The 16,608-nt window shown below is 60.4% G+C and carries 11 protein-coding genes; 6 read left to right on the top strand and 5 right to left on the bottom strand.

What is annotated here, in order from left to right; all coding sequences use genetic code 11:
* Window position 1 precedes the first annotated feature (1 nt).
* The 3 genes from HKD24_RS11155 to HKD24_RS11165 form a co-directional block, all read right to left on the bottom strand.
* Window positions 2–2,128 carry a TonB-dependent receptor gene (locus tag HKD24_RS11155; RefSeq protein WP_194260341.1) on the bottom strand — a complete coding sequence of 709 codons (2,127 nt, stop codon included), beginning with the start codon at window positions 2,126–2,128 and terminating at the stop codon, window positions 2–4.
* 365 nt (window positions 2,129–2,493) lie between these two features.
* On the bottom strand, window positions 2,494–3,861 hold the full coding sequence (locus HKD24_RS11160; protein ID WP_194260342.1) for an LLM class flavin-dependent oxidoreductase: 1,368 nt from the start codon (window positions 3,859–3,861) through the stop codon (window positions 2,494–2,496).
* On the bottom strand, window positions 3,861–5,090 hold the full coding sequence (locus HKD24_RS11165) for an acyl-CoA dehydrogenase family protein (RefSeq protein ID WP_194260343.1): 1,230 nt from the start codon (window positions 5,088–5,090) through the stop codon (window positions 3,861–3,863). Before HKD24_RS11165 ends, HKD24_RS11160 begins: the two co-directional genes overlap by 1 nt.
* A gap of 326 nt (window positions 5,091–5,416) precedes the next feature.
* Here HKD24_RS11165 and HKD24_RS11170 point away from each other — a divergent pair, with 326 nt between their 5' ends.
* Window positions 5,417–6,646, top strand: a complete 1,230-nt coding sequence (locus HKD24_RS11170) for an acyl-CoA dehydrogenase family protein (RefSeq protein ID WP_265589069.1) — start codon at window positions 5,417–5,419, stop codon at window positions 6,644–6,646.
* 128 nt (window positions 6,647–6,774) lie between these two features.
* On the opposite strand, the gene HKD24_RS11175 is transcribed toward HKD24_RS11170, so the two are convergent.
* Window positions 6,775–9,168 carry a TonB-dependent receptor gene (locus HKD24_RS11175; protein ID WP_194260345.1) on the bottom strand — a complete coding sequence of 798 codons (2,394 nt, stop codon included), beginning with the start codon at window positions 9,166–9,168 and terminating at the stop codon, window positions 6,775–6,777.
* Window positions 9,165–10,454 carry an MFS transporter gene (locus tag HKD24_RS11180; protein WP_194260346.1) on the bottom strand — a complete coding sequence of 430 codons (1,290 nt, stop codon included), beginning with the start codon at window positions 10,452–10,454 and terminating at the stop codon, window positions 9,165–9,167. The genes HKD24_RS11175 and HKD24_RS11180 overlap by 4 nt, the downstream gene beginning before the upstream one ends.
* Window positions 10,455–11,227: 773 nt before the next feature.
* Between HKD24_RS11180 and HKD24_RS11185 the strand changes: the two genes are divergently transcribed.
* The 5 genes from HKD24_RS11185 to HKD24_RS11205 are packed head-to-tail and all read left to right on the top strand — an operon-like array spanning window position 11,228 to window position 16,598.
* Complete coding sequence (locus HKD24_RS11185) at window positions 11,228–12,820, top strand: phytoene desaturase family protein (RefSeq protein WP_194260347.1); 1,593 nt, start codon at window positions 11,228–11,230, stop codon at window positions 12,818–12,820.
* Window positions 12,807–14,339, top strand: coding sequence for a phytoene desaturase family protein (locus HKD24_RS11190; protein ID WP_194260348.1), 1,533 nt, complete (start codon window positions 12,807–12,809; stop codon window positions 14,337–14,339). The genes HKD24_RS11185 and HKD24_RS11190 overlap by 14 nt, the downstream gene beginning before the upstream one ends.
* Window positions 14,336–15,097: a lysophospholipid acyltransferase family protein gene (locus HKD24_RS11195; RefSeq protein WP_228124343.1), complete on the top strand. Its 762-nt coding sequence runs from the start codon at window positions 14,336–14,338 to the stop codon at window positions 15,095–15,097. Before HKD24_RS11190 ends, HKD24_RS11195 begins: the two co-directional genes overlap by 4 nt.
* Window positions 15,094–16,185, top strand: a complete 1,092-nt coding sequence (locus HKD24_RS11200; RefSeq protein WP_194260349.1) for a glycosyltransferase — start codon at window positions 15,094–15,096, stop codon at window positions 16,183–16,185. The genes HKD24_RS11195 and HKD24_RS11200 overlap by 4 nt, the downstream gene beginning before the upstream one ends.
* A complete protein-coding gene (locus HKD24_RS11205) occupies window positions 16,182–16,598 on the top strand; it encodes a DUF2141 domain-containing protein (RefSeq protein ID WP_228124344.1) in 417 nt (138 codons plus the stop codon). Before HKD24_RS11200 ends, HKD24_RS11205 begins: the two co-directional genes overlap by 4 nt.
* Window positions 16,599–16,608 lie beyond the last annotated feature (10 nt).

Consider the following 16,608-nt stretch of genomic DNA (forward strand, 5'->3'; position numbering starts at 1 on the left):
GTCAGAAATCCGCATGAACGGCGCCGAAATACTGGCGTGGCGCACCGAGGACGACGGACTGGTAATCGCTGGCCATGGGATAGCCGTTCTGGCCCATGGTGGAGATGTATTTCACGTTCGTCAGATTATAGACGTTGAAGTCCAGCGAGAGGTGCTGGAGGAAGCCCGTATGGGACAGGCGGTGGAGCTGTTTGCTCAGGTCGTAGCGGGCGCCGAAATTGGTCAGCCAGTAGGACGGGACTTTCGTGTCACCCGTGTAGCTGAGGTTCCGCTTGCCAACATACTGCGCCTCGATATGGGCCTGAAGGTCATGCCAGGTGTAGGACAGGTCGGCGTGGTACATCAGGCGCGGATAGGCCACGACCTGCTGGCCGCGGATGTTGTAGGTCACCCGCGATCCGTTGACGGTCTGGGTGATGTTGTTGTCGTAGACGGCGTGGTTGTAACTGATGCTGTTGGTCAGGCTCAGTCCCTTGACGGGGGTAAGGGTCACGGCCCCGTCCACGCCACTCATCGTTACACCGCCGACATTCTGGATGGTGGTGTAAGGCTGGGTTGTCGGGCCGGTTGAGATGCGTTGCAGGCGGTTGGAAAAGATCGTGTGGTAACCGTAGAGCGACCCGCTGACGAGACGGCCGGTGTAGCGGTAGCCGCCTGCGAAGTTCCAGTCGGTTTCAGGACGCAGGGTGTTTCTGGACGCCAGATAGGCGGCCTGCAAGGTCGAGAACGGTGACGAGCCGCTGTTATAGCCCGAGACAGGATAGACCTTCACGTTTTCCGCGACGTCAAAATAGAGCTGATGGCCGGGAGCAAAGCGCCATTCCCCGCTGAAATGCGGCAGGAAGGGTTTACTGGAGGTGAGGGAATCGCCGCCAGCGATGGCGGTGGTGCGGGTGTAGGTTTCCCAGTTGGCGAGCGCACCGGCGCGGGTCGTGTTCAGGACGGAACGGAACCCGGCATGCAGCGCGATGGTGTTGGTGACGTGATAAGTGTCCTGAAAATAGGCGACGAACGTGTTGGTGTTGAAGACCTGCCGATAGCCGTTCTGGAACGGGTTTTTGAGATTATCGAGACCATTGACCGGCGTTGCCGTGCCATTGAGTACGTCTTCCAGCAGGGGCTCCTGATAGAGCGGCTTGCTGATGTCGAAATGGGTGTTTTCGTACCAGATGCCGGCATTCAGCACGTTATGCGCGATGCGGTAGGACAGGGACGTCGTAAAGCCGAAGCGGTCCGTATCGGGCTGCGTGACCTGATCGATCAGCGGCGCGCCATTGGGCGATGCGATCAGCGGGCTTGCCACCGAACCGCGCTGATAGGAGCGGTGTCCATACACGGTGCTCTGCCAGCGCAGGCGGTCGGTCAGGGCAAGATCCTCCGAGACGCCGCCGACATAGGAATGCTGCATCTGCGCGCCCTCATAATAGGACGCGGTATAGGGGCTCTTGAGATTGGCATAGGCTGCCGGAACCTGTCCGCCGGGAAGGCCACGCTGGGCCAGCGCCAGGCGGTAGGCTTTTTCGTAGCCGCCGGACTGACCGATGAAGTTGTCGATCGCGTAGCCACCGTTGTTGAACATATCCAGGCTGTAGTCCTGGTAGTTCTGCATCTGCAGGTCCGAGTAATCGAAAAAGGCCGTGATGCGGCTGTCCTGCCCGATCGGGTGGAGAACCTTGGCGTTGACCTGCTGCATGAACTGGTCCTGTCCGCCGCGCCATTTGGTGGTGTCATTGCGGGCATAGGAGACATAAAAGCGTGTCCCCTGCGGGTTCAGGTCGCCACTTTCGAGGCGCAGGAAGGTGCGATACGTCGCATTGCTGCCAAAGGTCTGGTTCACGCTGGCGCCGCGCTTGTGGGAGGGGTCGCGGGAGATGAACTGCACCGTCCCGCCCAGATTGGACGTGCTGGCCACGCTTTCCGAACCGGTGGAGGCCGAGACGTCCATGCGTTCGATGTTTTCGGACGAAATGGCCGATGTCGGGCTCAGGCCATTGACGTTGCTGAACTGCTGATCCCCGAGCGGGATGCCATCCAGCGTCATGCCAATCTGGCTCTGGTCGAAACCGTGCATCAGGAACGAGTTTTGCCAGGTGTTCACACCCTGCGGATCGCCCGAATTGAACAGCACGCCCCGGCAGCCTAGTCAGGGCCTTGAGCGGGTTGGTTCCGGCCGCATATTCGCGGATCGTGACGGCGGTCACGGGATTGGACACCCAGTTGGCCTGCCGGTGCCCTTCCACCCCGATGTTCTCGGCGGTGTGTGAAGTCAGGGCATGTGTTTTGGCGGATGACTTGTGAGCTGGCGTGGCGTGACGGGGCTTCTCACCGGGTTTTGTGGTTGTTGTCTCGGCGAAGGCATGGGTGCTGACCGAGAGGGTCAGCAGGGCAATCAGGGAAACGGAGCCGCTGGGAATGCGGCTCGAAAACGGAAAAGCGGGCATGGAGAGACACTCACAAGATACAGGAAACGGGGATTTTCAGGTCTTGGGAGGATCAACAGCGCCAGGCCGGATGATCGGCGGCCGGGTGTGCGGATGGGTTCTGCGGGAAGAGGCTTTCGCGCAGGGTCTTGCCGAGTTTGGGTTTGATGCGACCGCGCCGCTTCAGTTCCGGTAGGACGAGGCGGATGAAGTCGTTGTAGCTGTCCGGATTAACGAGCTGGATCAGGTTCAGCCCGTCGGTTTCTGACTCTTCGAGCCAGCGTTCGATCTGGTCCGCGACGGTTTCGGGACTGCCGACGAAAGTCCTGGCGCGGCCAAAACCTTCCGCCGGGCTTGTGGCTTCGGCAATGGTCCAGGACCGGCCGCTGATGGCAGGATCGAACTGTTCGAGAACAGACTGGCTGGCTTCCGTCGGGCGATAGGTCAGCACTTCGTCCGCCTGGTTCTTGGAGAAGTCCACGCCCGTCATGGAGGAATAATGAATGAGCGAACCGGTCGCGTCGTAAAAGGCTTTGTATTCCGCGAATTTGCGGATGGCCTCTTCTTCCGTCTCGCCCACTACGACGGCGGCGGCGCAGATGAAGCGCAGACTGTTGGGGTCGCGGCCTTCCCGCGCGGCGTCCTCGCGGATGCGCCGGACGTTCTTTCGCGTGCCTTCCGCTCCGGCGCCAACGACGAAAATGACTTCCGCATGTTTGGCCGCGAAGGCCCCACCCCGGGCAGAAGCGCCGGCCTGAAGAAGGACGGGAACGCGCTGCGGGCTGGGTTCAGCGGTGTGGCCATCCGGAACGCGGTAGTACTGGCCGTCATGGCGGATGGGATGGACTTTTTCCGAATCGGTATAGATCCACTCGCCCGAAGCTGTCTGGCCGCGGATGACAGCGTCTTCTTCCCAGGATTTCAGCCAGAGCTTGTAGACGACATCCATGAACTCGTCGGCGCGATCATAGCGTTCGTCGTGCGGGATCTGATGATCCAGCCCGAGATTACGGGCCGCGCTTTCCTGCTGCGAGGTCACAATGTTCCAGCCCAGACGCCCCTTCGTCAGATGATCGAGGGTCGTGAGCTTGCGGGCGAGCAGATAGGGATATTCGTAGGTCGTGGACAGCGTGATGCCGAAGCCGAGTGACGTTGTGGCAGCGGCCATGGCGGAGACCAGCAGGAGCGGGTCGATCAGCGGGGACTGGATGCCATGTTTCAGGGCCGCGTCCGGGCTGTTGCCGTAAACGTCGATCTGGCCGAGCGCATCTGCGATGAACAGGGCATCAAACCCGGCATCATCGAGTGTGCGGGCCAGTTCGGTCCAGTAGTTGATGTCCTTGTAGCGGTGTGTCTGATCAGCGGGGTGGCGCCATAACCCGTAATTGAGGTGCGCGACCGTGACCATGGTGAAGCCGTTGAGGATGATGTGCTGTCCCATTACGCCACTCCCACGCGCCACTGGAGTGGCGGAAGAGTGCCGTTGACCGCGTAATCTCCGACGACGCGCGTGCGATAGACGCGGGGGTTGTGATTGCCCAGCGTGCGGACGTTGCGCCAGTGCCGGTCCAGTCCGGCGACGCGCAAAGTGGCCCCGCCACTCAGTGCATCGAACAGGGCAGTCGTGGCCTCCAGAACCAGCGGCAGGATACGGTCCTGCACCTGCCAGACTTCAAGTTCAGCACGCGCGACCGTAAGATCCAGTTCCGGAGCCGGGCTGTCCGCGACGGCCTGAATGGCGCGGGCGGCGCGTTCGACGGCGGCCCCGGCGATGTAGGCGCCGCTGAAAACATGGCCCACGACTTCCAGGATCTGCGGATCCTCGGCGGGAAGGTCTGCATTGCCGTGACTGAAGGTGCGTTTGCGGCGGCGGACGGCGTCTGCAACGTCGGTTGCAGCAGCGCGGGCGATACCGGCGACCGTGGCCAGATGATAGAGCTGGAAGAAAGCCTGCGAATGCGGGAAGGCCGTGTTGCCGTAACGCAGATCGTCTTCTTCCGTGTGGACGTTGCGGAAATGCGCGGTGCCGCTGGCGGTCAGGCGCTGGCCAATGCCGTCCCAGTCATCGACGATTTCAAGGCCGGGATCGTTGCGGGCGGCCAGTGTCTTGACGGTCTGGCCGTCTTCCGTCGTGCCGGTCACGGTCAGCCAGTCGGCGTAAAGCGAGCCGGTCGTGAAAAACTTGGAGCCATTGATGACCCATTGGCCATCGGTCCGGGAGAGGGTCGTGCTGAACAGATCACGCTTGGAGGCCGGGCCTTCCGCGGCGGCGGCACCGGCGGTCTGCCCGGCGCCGAGGCGGTCGAGCCATTTTGGGCGGTAAGGGCCGGCGGGTTCTGACAGGAGATGCTCGACGAAGCCGAAATTGGCCCGGAGGACCTGTGCAACGTTTGAATCGGCCGTGGCCAGTGCGGTGATGAGGGAGAACAGGTCTTCAAGACTGGCCCCCAGGCCGCCATGGGCGACGGGAACGCGAAGGGCTGTAAAGCCGCTGTCTTTGAGGAGGCTGATCTGGTCGAAAGGCAGTTCGCGGTTCAGTTCGGCGTATAGCGCCTGCCTGCGGATCTGCTCGAAAACGGGAGCGAAGCGGTCGTGAATCGCTGTGGTTTCACGGGCATCCTGTCCCCAGAGAAGGGAAAGATCAGGAAGCGGAGCGGAGATATAGGTCATGGGACCTGCCTGTGGCGTGCGGTCCGAACAAGGGGGGTGAGAGCGGGGAGAAGCCCGGCATCATCGGAGGACAGGAACAGGACAGCATTGCAGGCATAAAACTAAATCCTTTCGTATTTATTGAAGATATAAGAATTAGTGTAGTGATTCTTTTGTTCCGTCAACAGGATAGTTATTTATAAAATACACTAAACAAAAGGTTATAATGGGCGTGGCGCTGCCGGATGCATGTTCGGGCAGGACGCTGTACGGTCATGATCTGTGTGCAGGTGATGCCGGGATGGGATCATCAGGAACAGCAACCGGGCAGAAGGCGGGCAGGACGAATGGATCAGTCTTTCGGGAAGGTGTTTGGAGCCGTGCACAGTCTTGTTCCGTGCTGTTCGGCACCGGCTGGGCTTGAGGAATTTTTCAGAATGCTGAGAGAGGTCATCCAGCGTGAAATTGCGCCTTGGGCTGCGGAAAATGACCGCATCGGACGCTATCCACGGGCCAGCATTCAGGCATTGAAGGTTTGCGGACTGATGCGGGCGCCTCTGCCGGTTGCGCTTGGGGGCCTCGGATTTTCACAGGCCTTATCGCAGGAACTCTTTCTGGAGCTTGGGATGGCGGACCCATCCGTGGCGCAGATTTACAAGGTGCATGACGATGCGGTCCGAGAACTGCTGTCCGTCGCGTCTCCGGAGTTTTCCCGGCGCCTTGCAGATCGGATCTGTTCGGAAAACGCCATTATTGGAATGGCGATTTCGGAGAACGGAAAGCGCGCGGTCGATTTTGGACATGTGGTGTCGCGGCCGGAGGGGGCAGGGCATCTCATTGACGGGCGCAAGATTTATGCGACCGGAGCCGTGGGGGCGGATCTTCTGCTGGTGTCGTCCTATGACGTGATGGCGGAGGTGGTGCGGCTGGATTTACTGCCATCCGGGACGAAAGGGCTCCGGTTCGGAGAAGACTGGAACCGGCTGGGACAGCGGGCAACGTATTCCGGAAGTGTGGTTCTGGAACATGTTCTGACGCGGCCGGAATGGTCGGTGCTGACGGCGCAGTCCAAGCCGCAGATCCATGCGCCTTTGCGTTATCAGAACGGGTTTTCGATGATCCTGGCAGGGATCGGGCTGGCGGCCCTGCAGGCTGGCATCAAATTTGCGCGTGAGCACAGCCGTCCCTGGGCATCGGCGGGTGTGGAAGCGGCAGCGGATGATCTGCTGGTGCGGCGACTGTTCGGAGAAATCGGTGCTGAACTGGCGGCGGCGTGTGCGAGTGTGCGGGTTGCGGCCGGATTGCTGGATGCGTTCGAACGCGGAGAGTGTACGCGGACGGATGTGGCCATTCCGGTCTATGCAGCGCGGTCTGCGGCATCACGGGCCGCACTTCGGGCGAGTTCGGATCTCATGGCGGCGCTGGGTGCGCGGGTGACGGATGCGGCGTACGGATTGGACCGGTACTGGCGGGATGCGAGAACCCTGTCGCTACATGATCCGGTGGAATGGAAGCACGAGGAAATTGGACGGAATCTTCTGACGGGATGGGACCCTCAGCCCGGGCTTTATCAGTAGTTACAGAGAGGTTTGGTCCTCTCGCGTGCTTGTGGCCTTTGGTCCTGCCGATCTCGCCGCCGGCCGATGATCTCTGAAACAGGCGAGCGGCGATCGAGTTCGCGAACAGGACACAGGCCGTGCTGTTCTCAGAAATGGGCGCTGACGGTTCCGAAGAACTGACGTGGCGCACCCATCAGGAAGTAATTGTATCCGGTATTGACGAAATTGTTGCCAAGTTCGTTGGTCGTCGAAACATAGGTCTTGTTGGCAAGATTGTAGATGTTCAGGCTTGCCGTCAGTCCCTTGAGGACGCTGATATTCCCGAAATTGTAGCGGGCCTCGAAATTGGCGAGGAAATAGCCCGGGACATGCAGATCGTTCGTGTAGGTCAGCTGCCGGCTCGACAGGTAAGTCCCGTCGACATGCACCTCGAAACCGCCGATGCGGTAGGTGATGTTTCCCTTGTACATGAACTGCGGATAGTTCGGCACGAGATTGCCGCGCGTTGCCTGCACGCCGGATGCGGTCGTGACATCCTGATCGTAAGTGGAATGGGCATAGGAGAACGAGTTGTAGATCGACAGCCCGTCAACCGGCCGGATCGTGACGCTGGCTTCCGCACCGTTCGTGGTCACGCCGCCTACGTTTTCGACCGCCGTGATCGGGTTGATGCCTGACTGGCTGTTGATCAGCTGAAGCCGGTTGGAGAAGTTGATCCGGTACAGTGAGGCCAGGGCGCTCAGGAACGGCGTTGTATAGCGGTATCCCCCTTCATAGACCCAGTCGGTTTCGGGACGCAGCGTGTTCTTCGTGCTCTGGAAAGCGCTCTGCGAGGACGTCCACGGGGTTGCGGAGACGTTGGTGCCGTATCCGTCCTCGGGGAAGGAGCGCATGTTGTGTGAGACATCGAAGAACAGTTCATGATGCGGCAGGAAGCGCCAGTTGGCCGAAACCTGCGGCAGGAACGCATTGGAAGCCTCAAGCCGCCCCTGCGCGATCTGCGTGCCATTGATGGCGAGGCTCTGTGTCGGAACGCTATTCCCGGCATTCACGATCATGGACTTAAAGCCCGCATTGATCGTCAGGGTCTTCGTGATGCGGTAGGTGTCCTGAAGGTGGAACACGAACGTATTGGTTGAGAACGCTTCCTGCCAGGGTTGGGCAAAAACCTTGCTGGTGGGAAAGCCCGTCGTCGGATTGCCAAGCGTGCCCTGTCCCAGAACCGGGGCCTCGGTGAAATAGCGGCTTTCGTTGAAATTGCCGTATTCGTACCAGACACCGGCATTGATCGTATGGCGCGCGATCTTGTAGGTCAGCGCGGTCTGGAACCCGCCACGTGCGATTTCCGGCGTCTGAATACGCTGTGACAGTGGTGCGCCATTCGGGGATGGCATGTAAGGCGTGGTCCAGGTGCTGTAGCCGGTATCGGCATGACCATAGAGTGTGGTCTTCAAGTTCAGCCGGTCCGTGAAATTCTCGTCCAGCGTCAGGCCGCCCAGATAATCGACGCGGTTGGCCGTGCCGGCATAATAGGCTGCGTCATACGGATCATTGGTTTTCTGAAGCGCCGGGCGGTAGATGCCCTGCGCTGCCTGATAGGCCGCCGTGTAGTCCGGATAGTAGTTCGCAAGGTTTGGGCCGACCGTATGCAGGTAGTTCATGGTCATGTCCTGGTAGTCGAACTGCTGCGTCGAACTCCAGTCGAAGAAGGCCTTGATGGATGATCCCCGCGCCAGCGGCTGGGCGATCTTTGCATTCACCTGATCTGAATAATCATAGCCGCCGCCTTTCCACAGGTTCATGTTCGTGCGGGCATAGGCCACGTAGAAGCGCGTTCCGGTCTTGTTGAGGTCGCCGCTGTCCAGCCGCACATAGGTACGCATCGCGGAATTGCTGCCGAAGGTCTGGCTGACCGTCCCGCCACGCTTGTGGGCGGGGTCGAGGGAATGGATCTGGATCGCGCCGCCCAGATTGCTGGTGGAGGCCACATCGATCGCACCGGCACCCTGTGAGACATCCACGCCGCCGACATCATCGGATATGATCGAGCGCGTCACGCTCAGGCCGTTGTAGTTGTTGAACTGCTGGTCTCCGAGCGGAATGTCGTCAAGCGTAAAGCCGAGCTGGGACTGGCTGAAACCGCGCATGAAGATCTGGCTGGAATATTCATAGGTACCGAACGGATCGGCGGACTGGTAGACGACGCCAGGCAACTGGCTCAGGACCTTGAGCGGCGAGGTTCCCGGTGCGCTTTGCAGCATCATGCTGTGTGTGATGCTGGTCATCTGGCGGGTGGAGCCATGGCCGAAGACGGTAATCGCTTCGTCATGTCCGGAAATGCGGACTTCCTTTTTCGCCGGGGCTTTCCGGGCAGTTTTCGGAGCAGCGGCAGCATGGGGCGCCCGGGACGACGCCTCTGTCGTCCTGCCGGATGTGTCGGCGGCGCGGGCCGGGCTGGAGAGAAGTCCCGGAAAGAAAGCGGGGATCATTGCCACGCCACTGAGGACGGTCGAAAGCGTGAGAGCCTGTCGCGTGATCATTTGATCGTTCCTTGGTTTGCCGGGGTCGGCAGGGAGAAAGGGGGCATGGGGAACGCAGCATTGCTGTCCGATGCATCCGTTTCACGAAGTCCGAACTGGTAGATGGCAGCGCAGGTCAGCCCTACACCGCAGGCAACAAGCATCGAAGGCGCGAAGGATCTGAAGTGATCCACCATGATGCCGGTGACGACAGGAGCCAGCGCGCCACCAAGCGAGCCGCCCGTGTTCTGGATGGCCTCAAGCGTCGCAACGCGATGCTCTGCGGCAATAACGGTTCCGAGGGTCCATCCGGTGCTCATGGCGACCCCGCCTGCGAACAGGGCGGCGGCCATGAAGACCATTGAGATGGTCAATCCGGTATCAAGCGCGGTCAGCCCGGTCATGATGGCTGCCACAATCATCGAGAGAACGAGCGGGCGGCGGCAGGCTTCCAGTCGTCCCAGGCCCCGCGCCATCAGACGATCTGAAAGCAGGCCACCCGTCAGGTTGCCGGCGAAACCGCAGATCTGGGGCAGGGCCGAGAGCAGCCCGGCCTGTGTGGCGGTGAGATGATAGGCGGACTGGAGCCATGCCGGCAGCCAGGTCGCATACAGCCAGGTCAGGTAGATGATGCCTGCAAAGCCGGCAGTCACGATCCAGCTGGAGCGCTGGTGCAGAAGATATCCCAGATCATCGCGCAGGATGGAGGGTGGCCGGGAAGGGGCGGACGCCGTGCGCGTCGGATCGCGGTAATAGAGCACCCAGACCAGCCCGAGCAGCAGGCTGAGGACGCCGATACTGACGGACATGCCGCGCCATCCCTGAAAGGCCATGATCGCCAGAAGCAGGGGAGGAGCAAGCGCAGGTCCGAGGGCCGCCGAACCGTTGAAAAGTCCGATGACCGTTCCTCTTTCCGCAGGCGGGAACCAGCGTACGAGCACGCGTGTCCCCGCCAGAAAAAGCGGGGACTCCCCTATGCCGAGCATAATCCGGCATACGAACAGCCCCGCTACGCTTGGCATCAGTCCGAAGCCGATCTGGGCGCAGGACCACACGCACAGACCGGCCCCGAGCAGCATCCGTCCCCCCAGACGATCCGCCAAAAGTCCGGCGGGAATCTGGCTGACGAGATAGGCCCAGGCGAAGACGGACAGCAGCCATCCCATGCCGGTGTAGGACATGTGCATGCTGGACATGATGGCGGTGTTGCCGATGGAGAGGGCAGCACGGTCAATGTAACTGATGCATCCTGCCATCACGAGCAGGGAGACACTCAGACGTCGTCGCCAGCCCGGAATGACGGTCATGCTGCGGACTCCCGCACGCAGGCGGCCAGACGCCCGATGCTGGCAGGATAGGAATAGCTCTTCTCCCGGAGGGCGCGCGTGGTTAGGCGTTGCAGCGCCGTGGCTGAGTGAGACAGACTCTGGCCATATGCCGTTAAAACCGGTTCAGGATGTTGCCGCTTGGCTGTGCGCAGGATCAGAAGAAATTCCATGAATCGTTCGAGTGTCAGGACAGCATGATTGATTATGGAAAAACTGCCCCAGAGCTGCTGCAGCCTGCGTCAGAAAAGCGGTATCAATCAGAGCTACAAAATATGTTGGCGCTGGAAGTTCCCTAAGCGGCAGATTTCGCAAAAGCAGGAGCATATAAAGCCATAAGTATTCGTTTTATCCGTGAGATCGATGGTTCTTCGCTTGGGTGGCACCATGCACCAGCCGGATGTGCAGAAAGCCGTCACTTTTGCGGGAAGTCGAAATCGGGAAATAACAGTGTCTTCGTAGCATGTGGGAGGTCTTCTGAGACCGGATCGCCGCGTGATCTGCCAGCCTGACTGCCCTTTTGTCACTGTGCCCTGAGTTCAACAAATTACAGGGTGCGTTTTTTTTTGAAAGGGAAGTCGATTTCTTGATTTCTACTTCTGTTATTTTTCAGGAGTAGAATACTGAATGGCATGCAACGAAATATCTTTTCATGAGTTGAGGTGTGATCGCGTTGCAAAGTTTCACCGCGCATCACGTCCAGGAAATGGATGCGATCGTCAGGTAGAAAAGGCCAGAATGGGAATGACGGTTTGATGCCAGGGCCTGCAGTGAAGTCCGGTTCCCTTCTTGGCCGACGGATTGCGATTGTTGGGGGAGGGCCGGGCGGACTGGCTTCGGCGATGCTGCTGGCCCATGAGGGCGCGGATGTCACACTCTATGAGCGACACGGCCAGCTCGGGGGACGGTCTTCCGCGATCGAAGGCGAGACGGAGGCCGGGGCGTTCCGGTTCGATACCGGTCCGACATTCTTTCTCTATCCCCAGATCCTTCGGGACATCTTCACGCGCTGCGGGCTGCGGATGGAAGATACGATCACCCTCAAGAAGCTCGATGAAAACTATGATCTGGTTTTTGAAAATGGTCCGTCCCTGAAGGTCACGTCCGATATTGACGTGCTGGAGCGTGAGATCGCGCGGATCGATGTGCAGGATGCCGGGCGGGTTCGGGATTTCATGGTCGATAACCGCGCCAAGTTCCGTAACTTCATTCCTGTTCTGCAGAGGCCTTTCAACAGTGTGCTGGATCTGTTGCGGCCGGACATGCTGCGGGCTTTTCCAAAGCTGCGGCCGCTGTCTTCGGTGGATCGGGATCTGAGCCGGTATTTCCGCGACCCGAGGACGCGGCTCGCCTTTTCGTTTCAGAGCAAATATCTCGGCATGTCGCCCTACAGGTGCCCGAGCCTGTTCACGATCCTGAGTTTCATGGAGCATGAATACGGCATCTATCATCCCGTTGGCGGAACGATGGCTGTCATGGAGGCCATGGGGCAGGCGGCGCAACAGCTTGGGGTTAAGATCCGTCTGAATACGCCCGTGCGTGAGATCCTGACCCGTAAGGGGCGCGCGACGGGGGTGCTGACGGATCAGGGGCCTGAGCAGGCGGATGCCGTCATTATCAATGCCGATTTCGGGCGGGCGATGACGAAGCTGGTTCCGGACCGCAAGCGGCGCCGGTGGAAGAATAAGTCCATCGAGCGGAAGAAATACTCCTGCTCAACATTCATGATGTATCTTGGAATCGAAGGAAGTGTGCCTGACAAGGGGCATCACACGATTTTCCTCTCGGAATCCTATGACCGGAACTTCGCTGAAATCGAAGCCGGGGAGATGCTGTCCGAAGAGGCATCCCTCTATATCCAGAATGTCTGTGTGACCGATCCGGATCAGGCGCCTGCGGGCCATTCCACGCTTTATGTCCTGTTGCCGGTCGGGCATCTGCGTGATGGCGGTGTGGACTGGACGGACGAGACACGGGCGCAGGCCCGCAGCCTTGTCATGGCCCGTCTGGAGAAGGCCGGGTTTACGGATATTGAAGAGCGGATCCGCTTTGAAAAGATCATAACGCCGGCCGACTGGGAGGAGCGTTATGACGTTCACAAGGGAGCGGTTTTCAACCTGGCCCATAATCTGGGGCAGATGCTGCACCGGCGGCCGCATAACCGTTTCGAGGATATCCGGGGCGTGTATCTCGCAGGTGGGGGCACCCATCCGGGCAGCGGGCTTCCGGTGATTTTTGAGGGTGCACGGATCAGCAGCGATCTGGTGATCCGGGATCTCGCGCCCCGGAGGCGCTTTGCGTTTTTCAACCGGCGTTCCCGGAAAGGGGCCACCCATGTCACGTCCTGAACAGAAGTCGTCCGTCATTGTCATTGGCGCCGGGCTGGGCGGGCTTGCGGCAGCCTGCACGATGGCGGCGCGTGGTCATAAGGTGACCGTGCTTGAGGCCAATGACTGGCTGGGAGGCAAGGCTGCGGAATGGCGGGAGGGCGGCTACCGCTTCGATATGGGGCCGACGATCCTGACCGTTCCGCGTGTGCTGGAGCGTGTTTTCTCCGAAGCAGGCGTTGATATGCATGAGCGGCTGGATCTGCGGCGGCTTGATCCGCAGTGGCGCTGTTTTTTCGAGGACGGGCAGACGCTTGATCTGGAGGAAAATGCGGAGCGGATGGCGCAGGTTCTGGAAAGCCTGTGTGCAGAGGATGGCGACGGGTATCGCGACCTGATGGAAACCAGCCGTCAGTTGCATGAGACGTCCGAACGGTTTTTCTTCTGGAAAAGCGTGGGCGGGATTGCGGATACGATGGATCTGCGCAGCACGTTCACGCTTGCGACCCTGCGCGATGTGCTGCGGCTGCGGATGGATTCCACGTTCGCGCGGGAAATCCGCAAGCGCATCCATAATCCTCAGGCGGCCCAGATGCTGGATCATCTGACGCAGTATGTGGGCTCCAACCCGTTTCAGGCGTCGGCCGTGCTGCTGGGAATTGCCGACATGCAGAGCCATGACGGGGTCTGGTATCCGATGGGGGGCACTCGTGCCGTTCCGGAAGCGCTGGTCCGGCTGGGCGAAGAACTCGGAGCCGAATTCAGGACCGGGGTTTGGGTGCGGCGGATCCTGACGCGGAACGGGCGGGCCTGCGGGGTCCTGACCGGGCAGGGCGAGGTGCTGGAAGCGGATGTGATCATCTCCAACATGGACAGCGTGCGCACGATGCGGGAGTTGCTGGCGCATGTTCCCTCCGCAGGGTTCGAGCGGAAGTGGAAGCGTCGCAGACCGGCCTGTTCGGGTGTGGTGCTCTATCTGGGGCTGGATCGTACCTACGATCATCTGGCGCATCATGACTTTGTTTTTTCCGCCGATCCGGAAGAAGAGTTCGACGCCATCTATCGCCGGGGCGTGCCTGCGCCGGACCCGACCTGCTATCTCGCGGCACCGTCACGGACCGATCCGGACGTCGCGCCGGAAGGGGGCGAGGCGCTGTATGTTCTGGTGCATACGCCTTACATCCACCGTGGCCAGAACTGGCAGGAGATGTTTCCGGGATATCGACAGGTCATTCTGGACAAGCTGAAACGCTGCGGAAGAATGCCTGATCTGGAAGAGCGGATCAGGGTGGAGCACCATCTGACGCCGCTCGATATCCAGGAGCGTTATTCGACGCTGCGCGGAGCGATTTACGGTCTGGCGAGCCATGGGCGTCTTAACGGAGCGTTTAAGCCTGCGAACCGCTCAGCGGAGGTGCCGGGGCTGTATCTTGCAGGCGGCTCCGCGCATCCCGGGGCAGGGATGCCGATGGCGCTGATGTCGGGCTGGATTGCGGCGGACTGTGCCGATCATGACATGGTGGAAGCGCGCGCATCATGACAGCGCCCGGGGGCCGTCATCCGCTGGTGGCTGCGCTTGTTTCGCGGGGGATGCGCCGGGGGATTGAGCGGCGTTTCAATGCGGTCCGGCTGTCAGGGGATACAGAAGCATTGCGTCATCGCGGGCCGCTTGTGGTGTGCGCGAACCATCCGGGGTGGTGGGATCCGGCAGTTTTTGCGTGGTTGCAGCACCATTTTTTCGGGCACTGTCATGGCTATGGGCCGATGGAGGCAGCGGCATTGCGTCGTTATCCGCTGCTGGAAAAGGCGGGCCTGATACCGGTTGATCCGGATAATCCGCAGTCGCTCCGGCGATTTGTCCGTGTGGCGCGGGATGTGCTGCGGCAGGGGAATGTCCTGTGGATCACGCCTCAGGGGCAGTTCACTGACAGTCGTGTCCGGCCCGTCCAGCTTCAGCCGGGATTTGCGCATCTGGTGCGGCATATGCCTTCAGTCCGGCTTGTGCCGCTGGCGATCGAATATCCGTTCTGGAATGAGAACCGACCAGAGTTGCTGCTTAGGTTTGGCGCACCGGTGTCTGTGGACGAGGGGGAAGGGGTGCGCAGTGTGACGGCGCGCATGGAGGAAGTCCTGACGGAGACGATGGATGCGCTGGCCCAGGATACGTGCACGCGCGATGCGTCGCGTTTTACGACGTTTGTGCAGAAACAGGCGGGGATTGGCGGCATTTATGATTTTGGACGCAGGGTCCGGCAGTGGGTGCGTCGGGAGAATTTTCAGCCCCGGCATGATCCATGACCCGGAAGCTTGAGAAACTGGCATTCGGCGCGGCTCTTCTGCCATTTGTTATGACGCTGCTGAATCTGGGGCGGTTGCGCAGACTTCCGGACAGATCCGGGCATGGGCCGGTCTCTGTTCTGATTCCGGCGCGGGATGAGGAAGAGACCATCCAGGGAGTAATCGACACGGTTCTGGCCAGTCAGGGAGTAGAGCTGGAACTGGTCGTGCTTGACGATCATTCGAGCGACAGGACGCTGGATATTCTGCGTGCCTGCACTGACCCTCGGCTGCGGATTTTGCAGGCGCCTGATCTTCCGGAAGGGTGGTGTGGCAAAACCCATGCCTGTGCGCTGCTGGGGGACGCTGCTCGGAATGAGTTGATGCTGTTTGTGGATGCGGATGTGCGGCTGCGGCCCGATGCGCTGGCGCGGCTTTCCGCGCTGATGTCAGAGCGGCCCGAGATTGCGTTTCTCAGTGGCGTGCCCCGGCAGGTGACGCAGACATTTCTGGAATGGCTGCTGCTGCCGTTCATTCATGTTCTGTTGCTGGGGTATCTGCCAATGGTGTTTGACACCGGGCAGAAGCCGGAGTTTGCCGCAGCCTGTGGGCAGCTCGTTCTGGTGAGGCGCAGTGCCTATCGGGTCAGTGGGGGGCATGCTGCCATCCGCAACAGGCTGCATGACGGGCTTGCGCTTGCACGACAGTTTCGGAGCGCTGGTTTCCGGACAATGCTGTTTGATGCAACGGACATCGCGGCGTGCCGGATGTATCACCGGGCGGCAGATGTCTGGAACGGGCTTCTGAAAAACGCGACGGAGGGCATGGCGACGCCACGCGGACTGCCAGTCTGGACCGGGCTGTTGGGCGCGGCGCAGATCCTGCCGTTCGTGCTGCCCGCAACGCGAGTATCCCGGCTGGCGGCCGGGCTGTCGCTTCTGACCCGCGGGCTGATCTCGTACCGCTTCCGGCAGGGTTGGGGCACGGTTGTGCTGGCACCCCTTGGGACGGCGATGCTGCTTCTGCTTCAGTGGCAGGCGCTGATTGGCGGGTATCTGGGGCATGCGCCGCGCTGGCGGGGGCGGTCCTATCCACAGAGGTCTGTATGATGAAACTGCCTTTGACGATGTTTTTGCTGCTGCTGCCCTGCGTTGCGCGGGCCGCCGCTCTTGATGTGACGGTGATGAACATTCCCGATGCTACAGGGAGCATTCGCGTGGCTGTGTGTACGAAGGCGGAGTTCCTGCAGCCGGATTGCGGGTATCATGCTATTGCGCCGTCCCGGGCGGGGCAGGTCAGCGTGACGTTCGGGGACGTCCGGCCCGGAGTTTATGCGGTTCAGGTCTTTCAGGATCGCAATTCCAATCAGAAGCTGGACACGAATTTTCTGGGGATGCCGAAAGAGCCGCTGGGCTTTTCGCGCAATCCGCCCATGCATTTCGGGCCGCCCCGATTTGCCGATGCGGCGTTTTCTCTTGGAACGCAGAACAGCGCTGTTTCTGTCGCGCTGAAAACGAAATAGAGGCCGGACG

The sequence above is a fragment of the Gluconobacter vitians genome (genome assembly GCF_015244565.1).
Taxonomy (GTDB): domain Bacteria; phylum Pseudomonadota; class Alphaproteobacteria; order Acetobacterales; family Acetobacteraceae; genus Gluconobacter; species Gluconobacter vitians.

What these genes read in the sequence shown, in the direction of transcription:
- HKD24_RS11170 (WP_265589069.1), top strand. Translation starts at nt 5,417, where the DNA reads ATGGATCAGTCTTTCGGGAAGGTGTTTGGAGCCGTGCACAGTCTTGTT.
- HKD24_RS11180 (WP_194260346.1), bottom strand. Translation starts at nt 10,454, where the DNA reads ATGACCGTCATTCCGGGCTGGCGACGACGTCTGAGTGTCTCCCTGCTC.
- HKD24_RS11200 (WP_194260349.1), top strand. Translation starts at nt 15,094, where the DNA reads ATGACCCGGAAGCTTGAGAAACTGGCATTCGGCGCGGCTCTTCTGCCA.
- HKD24_RS11190 (WP_194260348.1), top strand. Translation starts at nt 12,807, where the DNA reads ATGTCACGTCCTGAACAGAAGTCGTCCGTCATTGTCATTGGCGCCGGG.
- HKD24_RS11165 (WP_194260343.1), bottom strand. Translation starts at nt 5,090, where the DNA reads ATGACCTATATCTCCGCTCCGCTTCCTGATCTTTCCCTTCTCTGGGGA.
- HKD24_RS11160 (WP_194260342.1), bottom strand. Translation starts at nt 3,861, where the DNA reads ATGGGACAGCACATCATCCTCAACGGCTTCACCATGGTCACGGTCGCG.
- HKD24_RS11185 (WP_194260347.1), top strand. Translation starts at nt 11,228, where the DNA reads ATGCCAGGGCCTGCAGTGAAGTCCGGTTCCCTTCTTGGCCGACGGATT.
- HKD24_RS11195 (WP_228124343.1), top strand. Translation starts at nt 14,336, where the DNA reads ATGACAGCGCCCGGGGGCCGTCATCCGCTGGTGGCTGCGCTTGTTTCG.
- HKD24_RS11175 (WP_194260345.1), bottom strand. Translation starts at nt 9,168, where the DNA reads ATGATCACGCGACAGGCTCTCACGCTTTCGACCGTCCTCAGTGGCGTG.
- HKD24_RS11205 (WP_228124344.1), top strand. Translation starts at nt 16,182, where the DNA reads ATGATGAAACTGCCTTTGACGATGTTTTTGCTGCTGCTGCCCTGCGTT.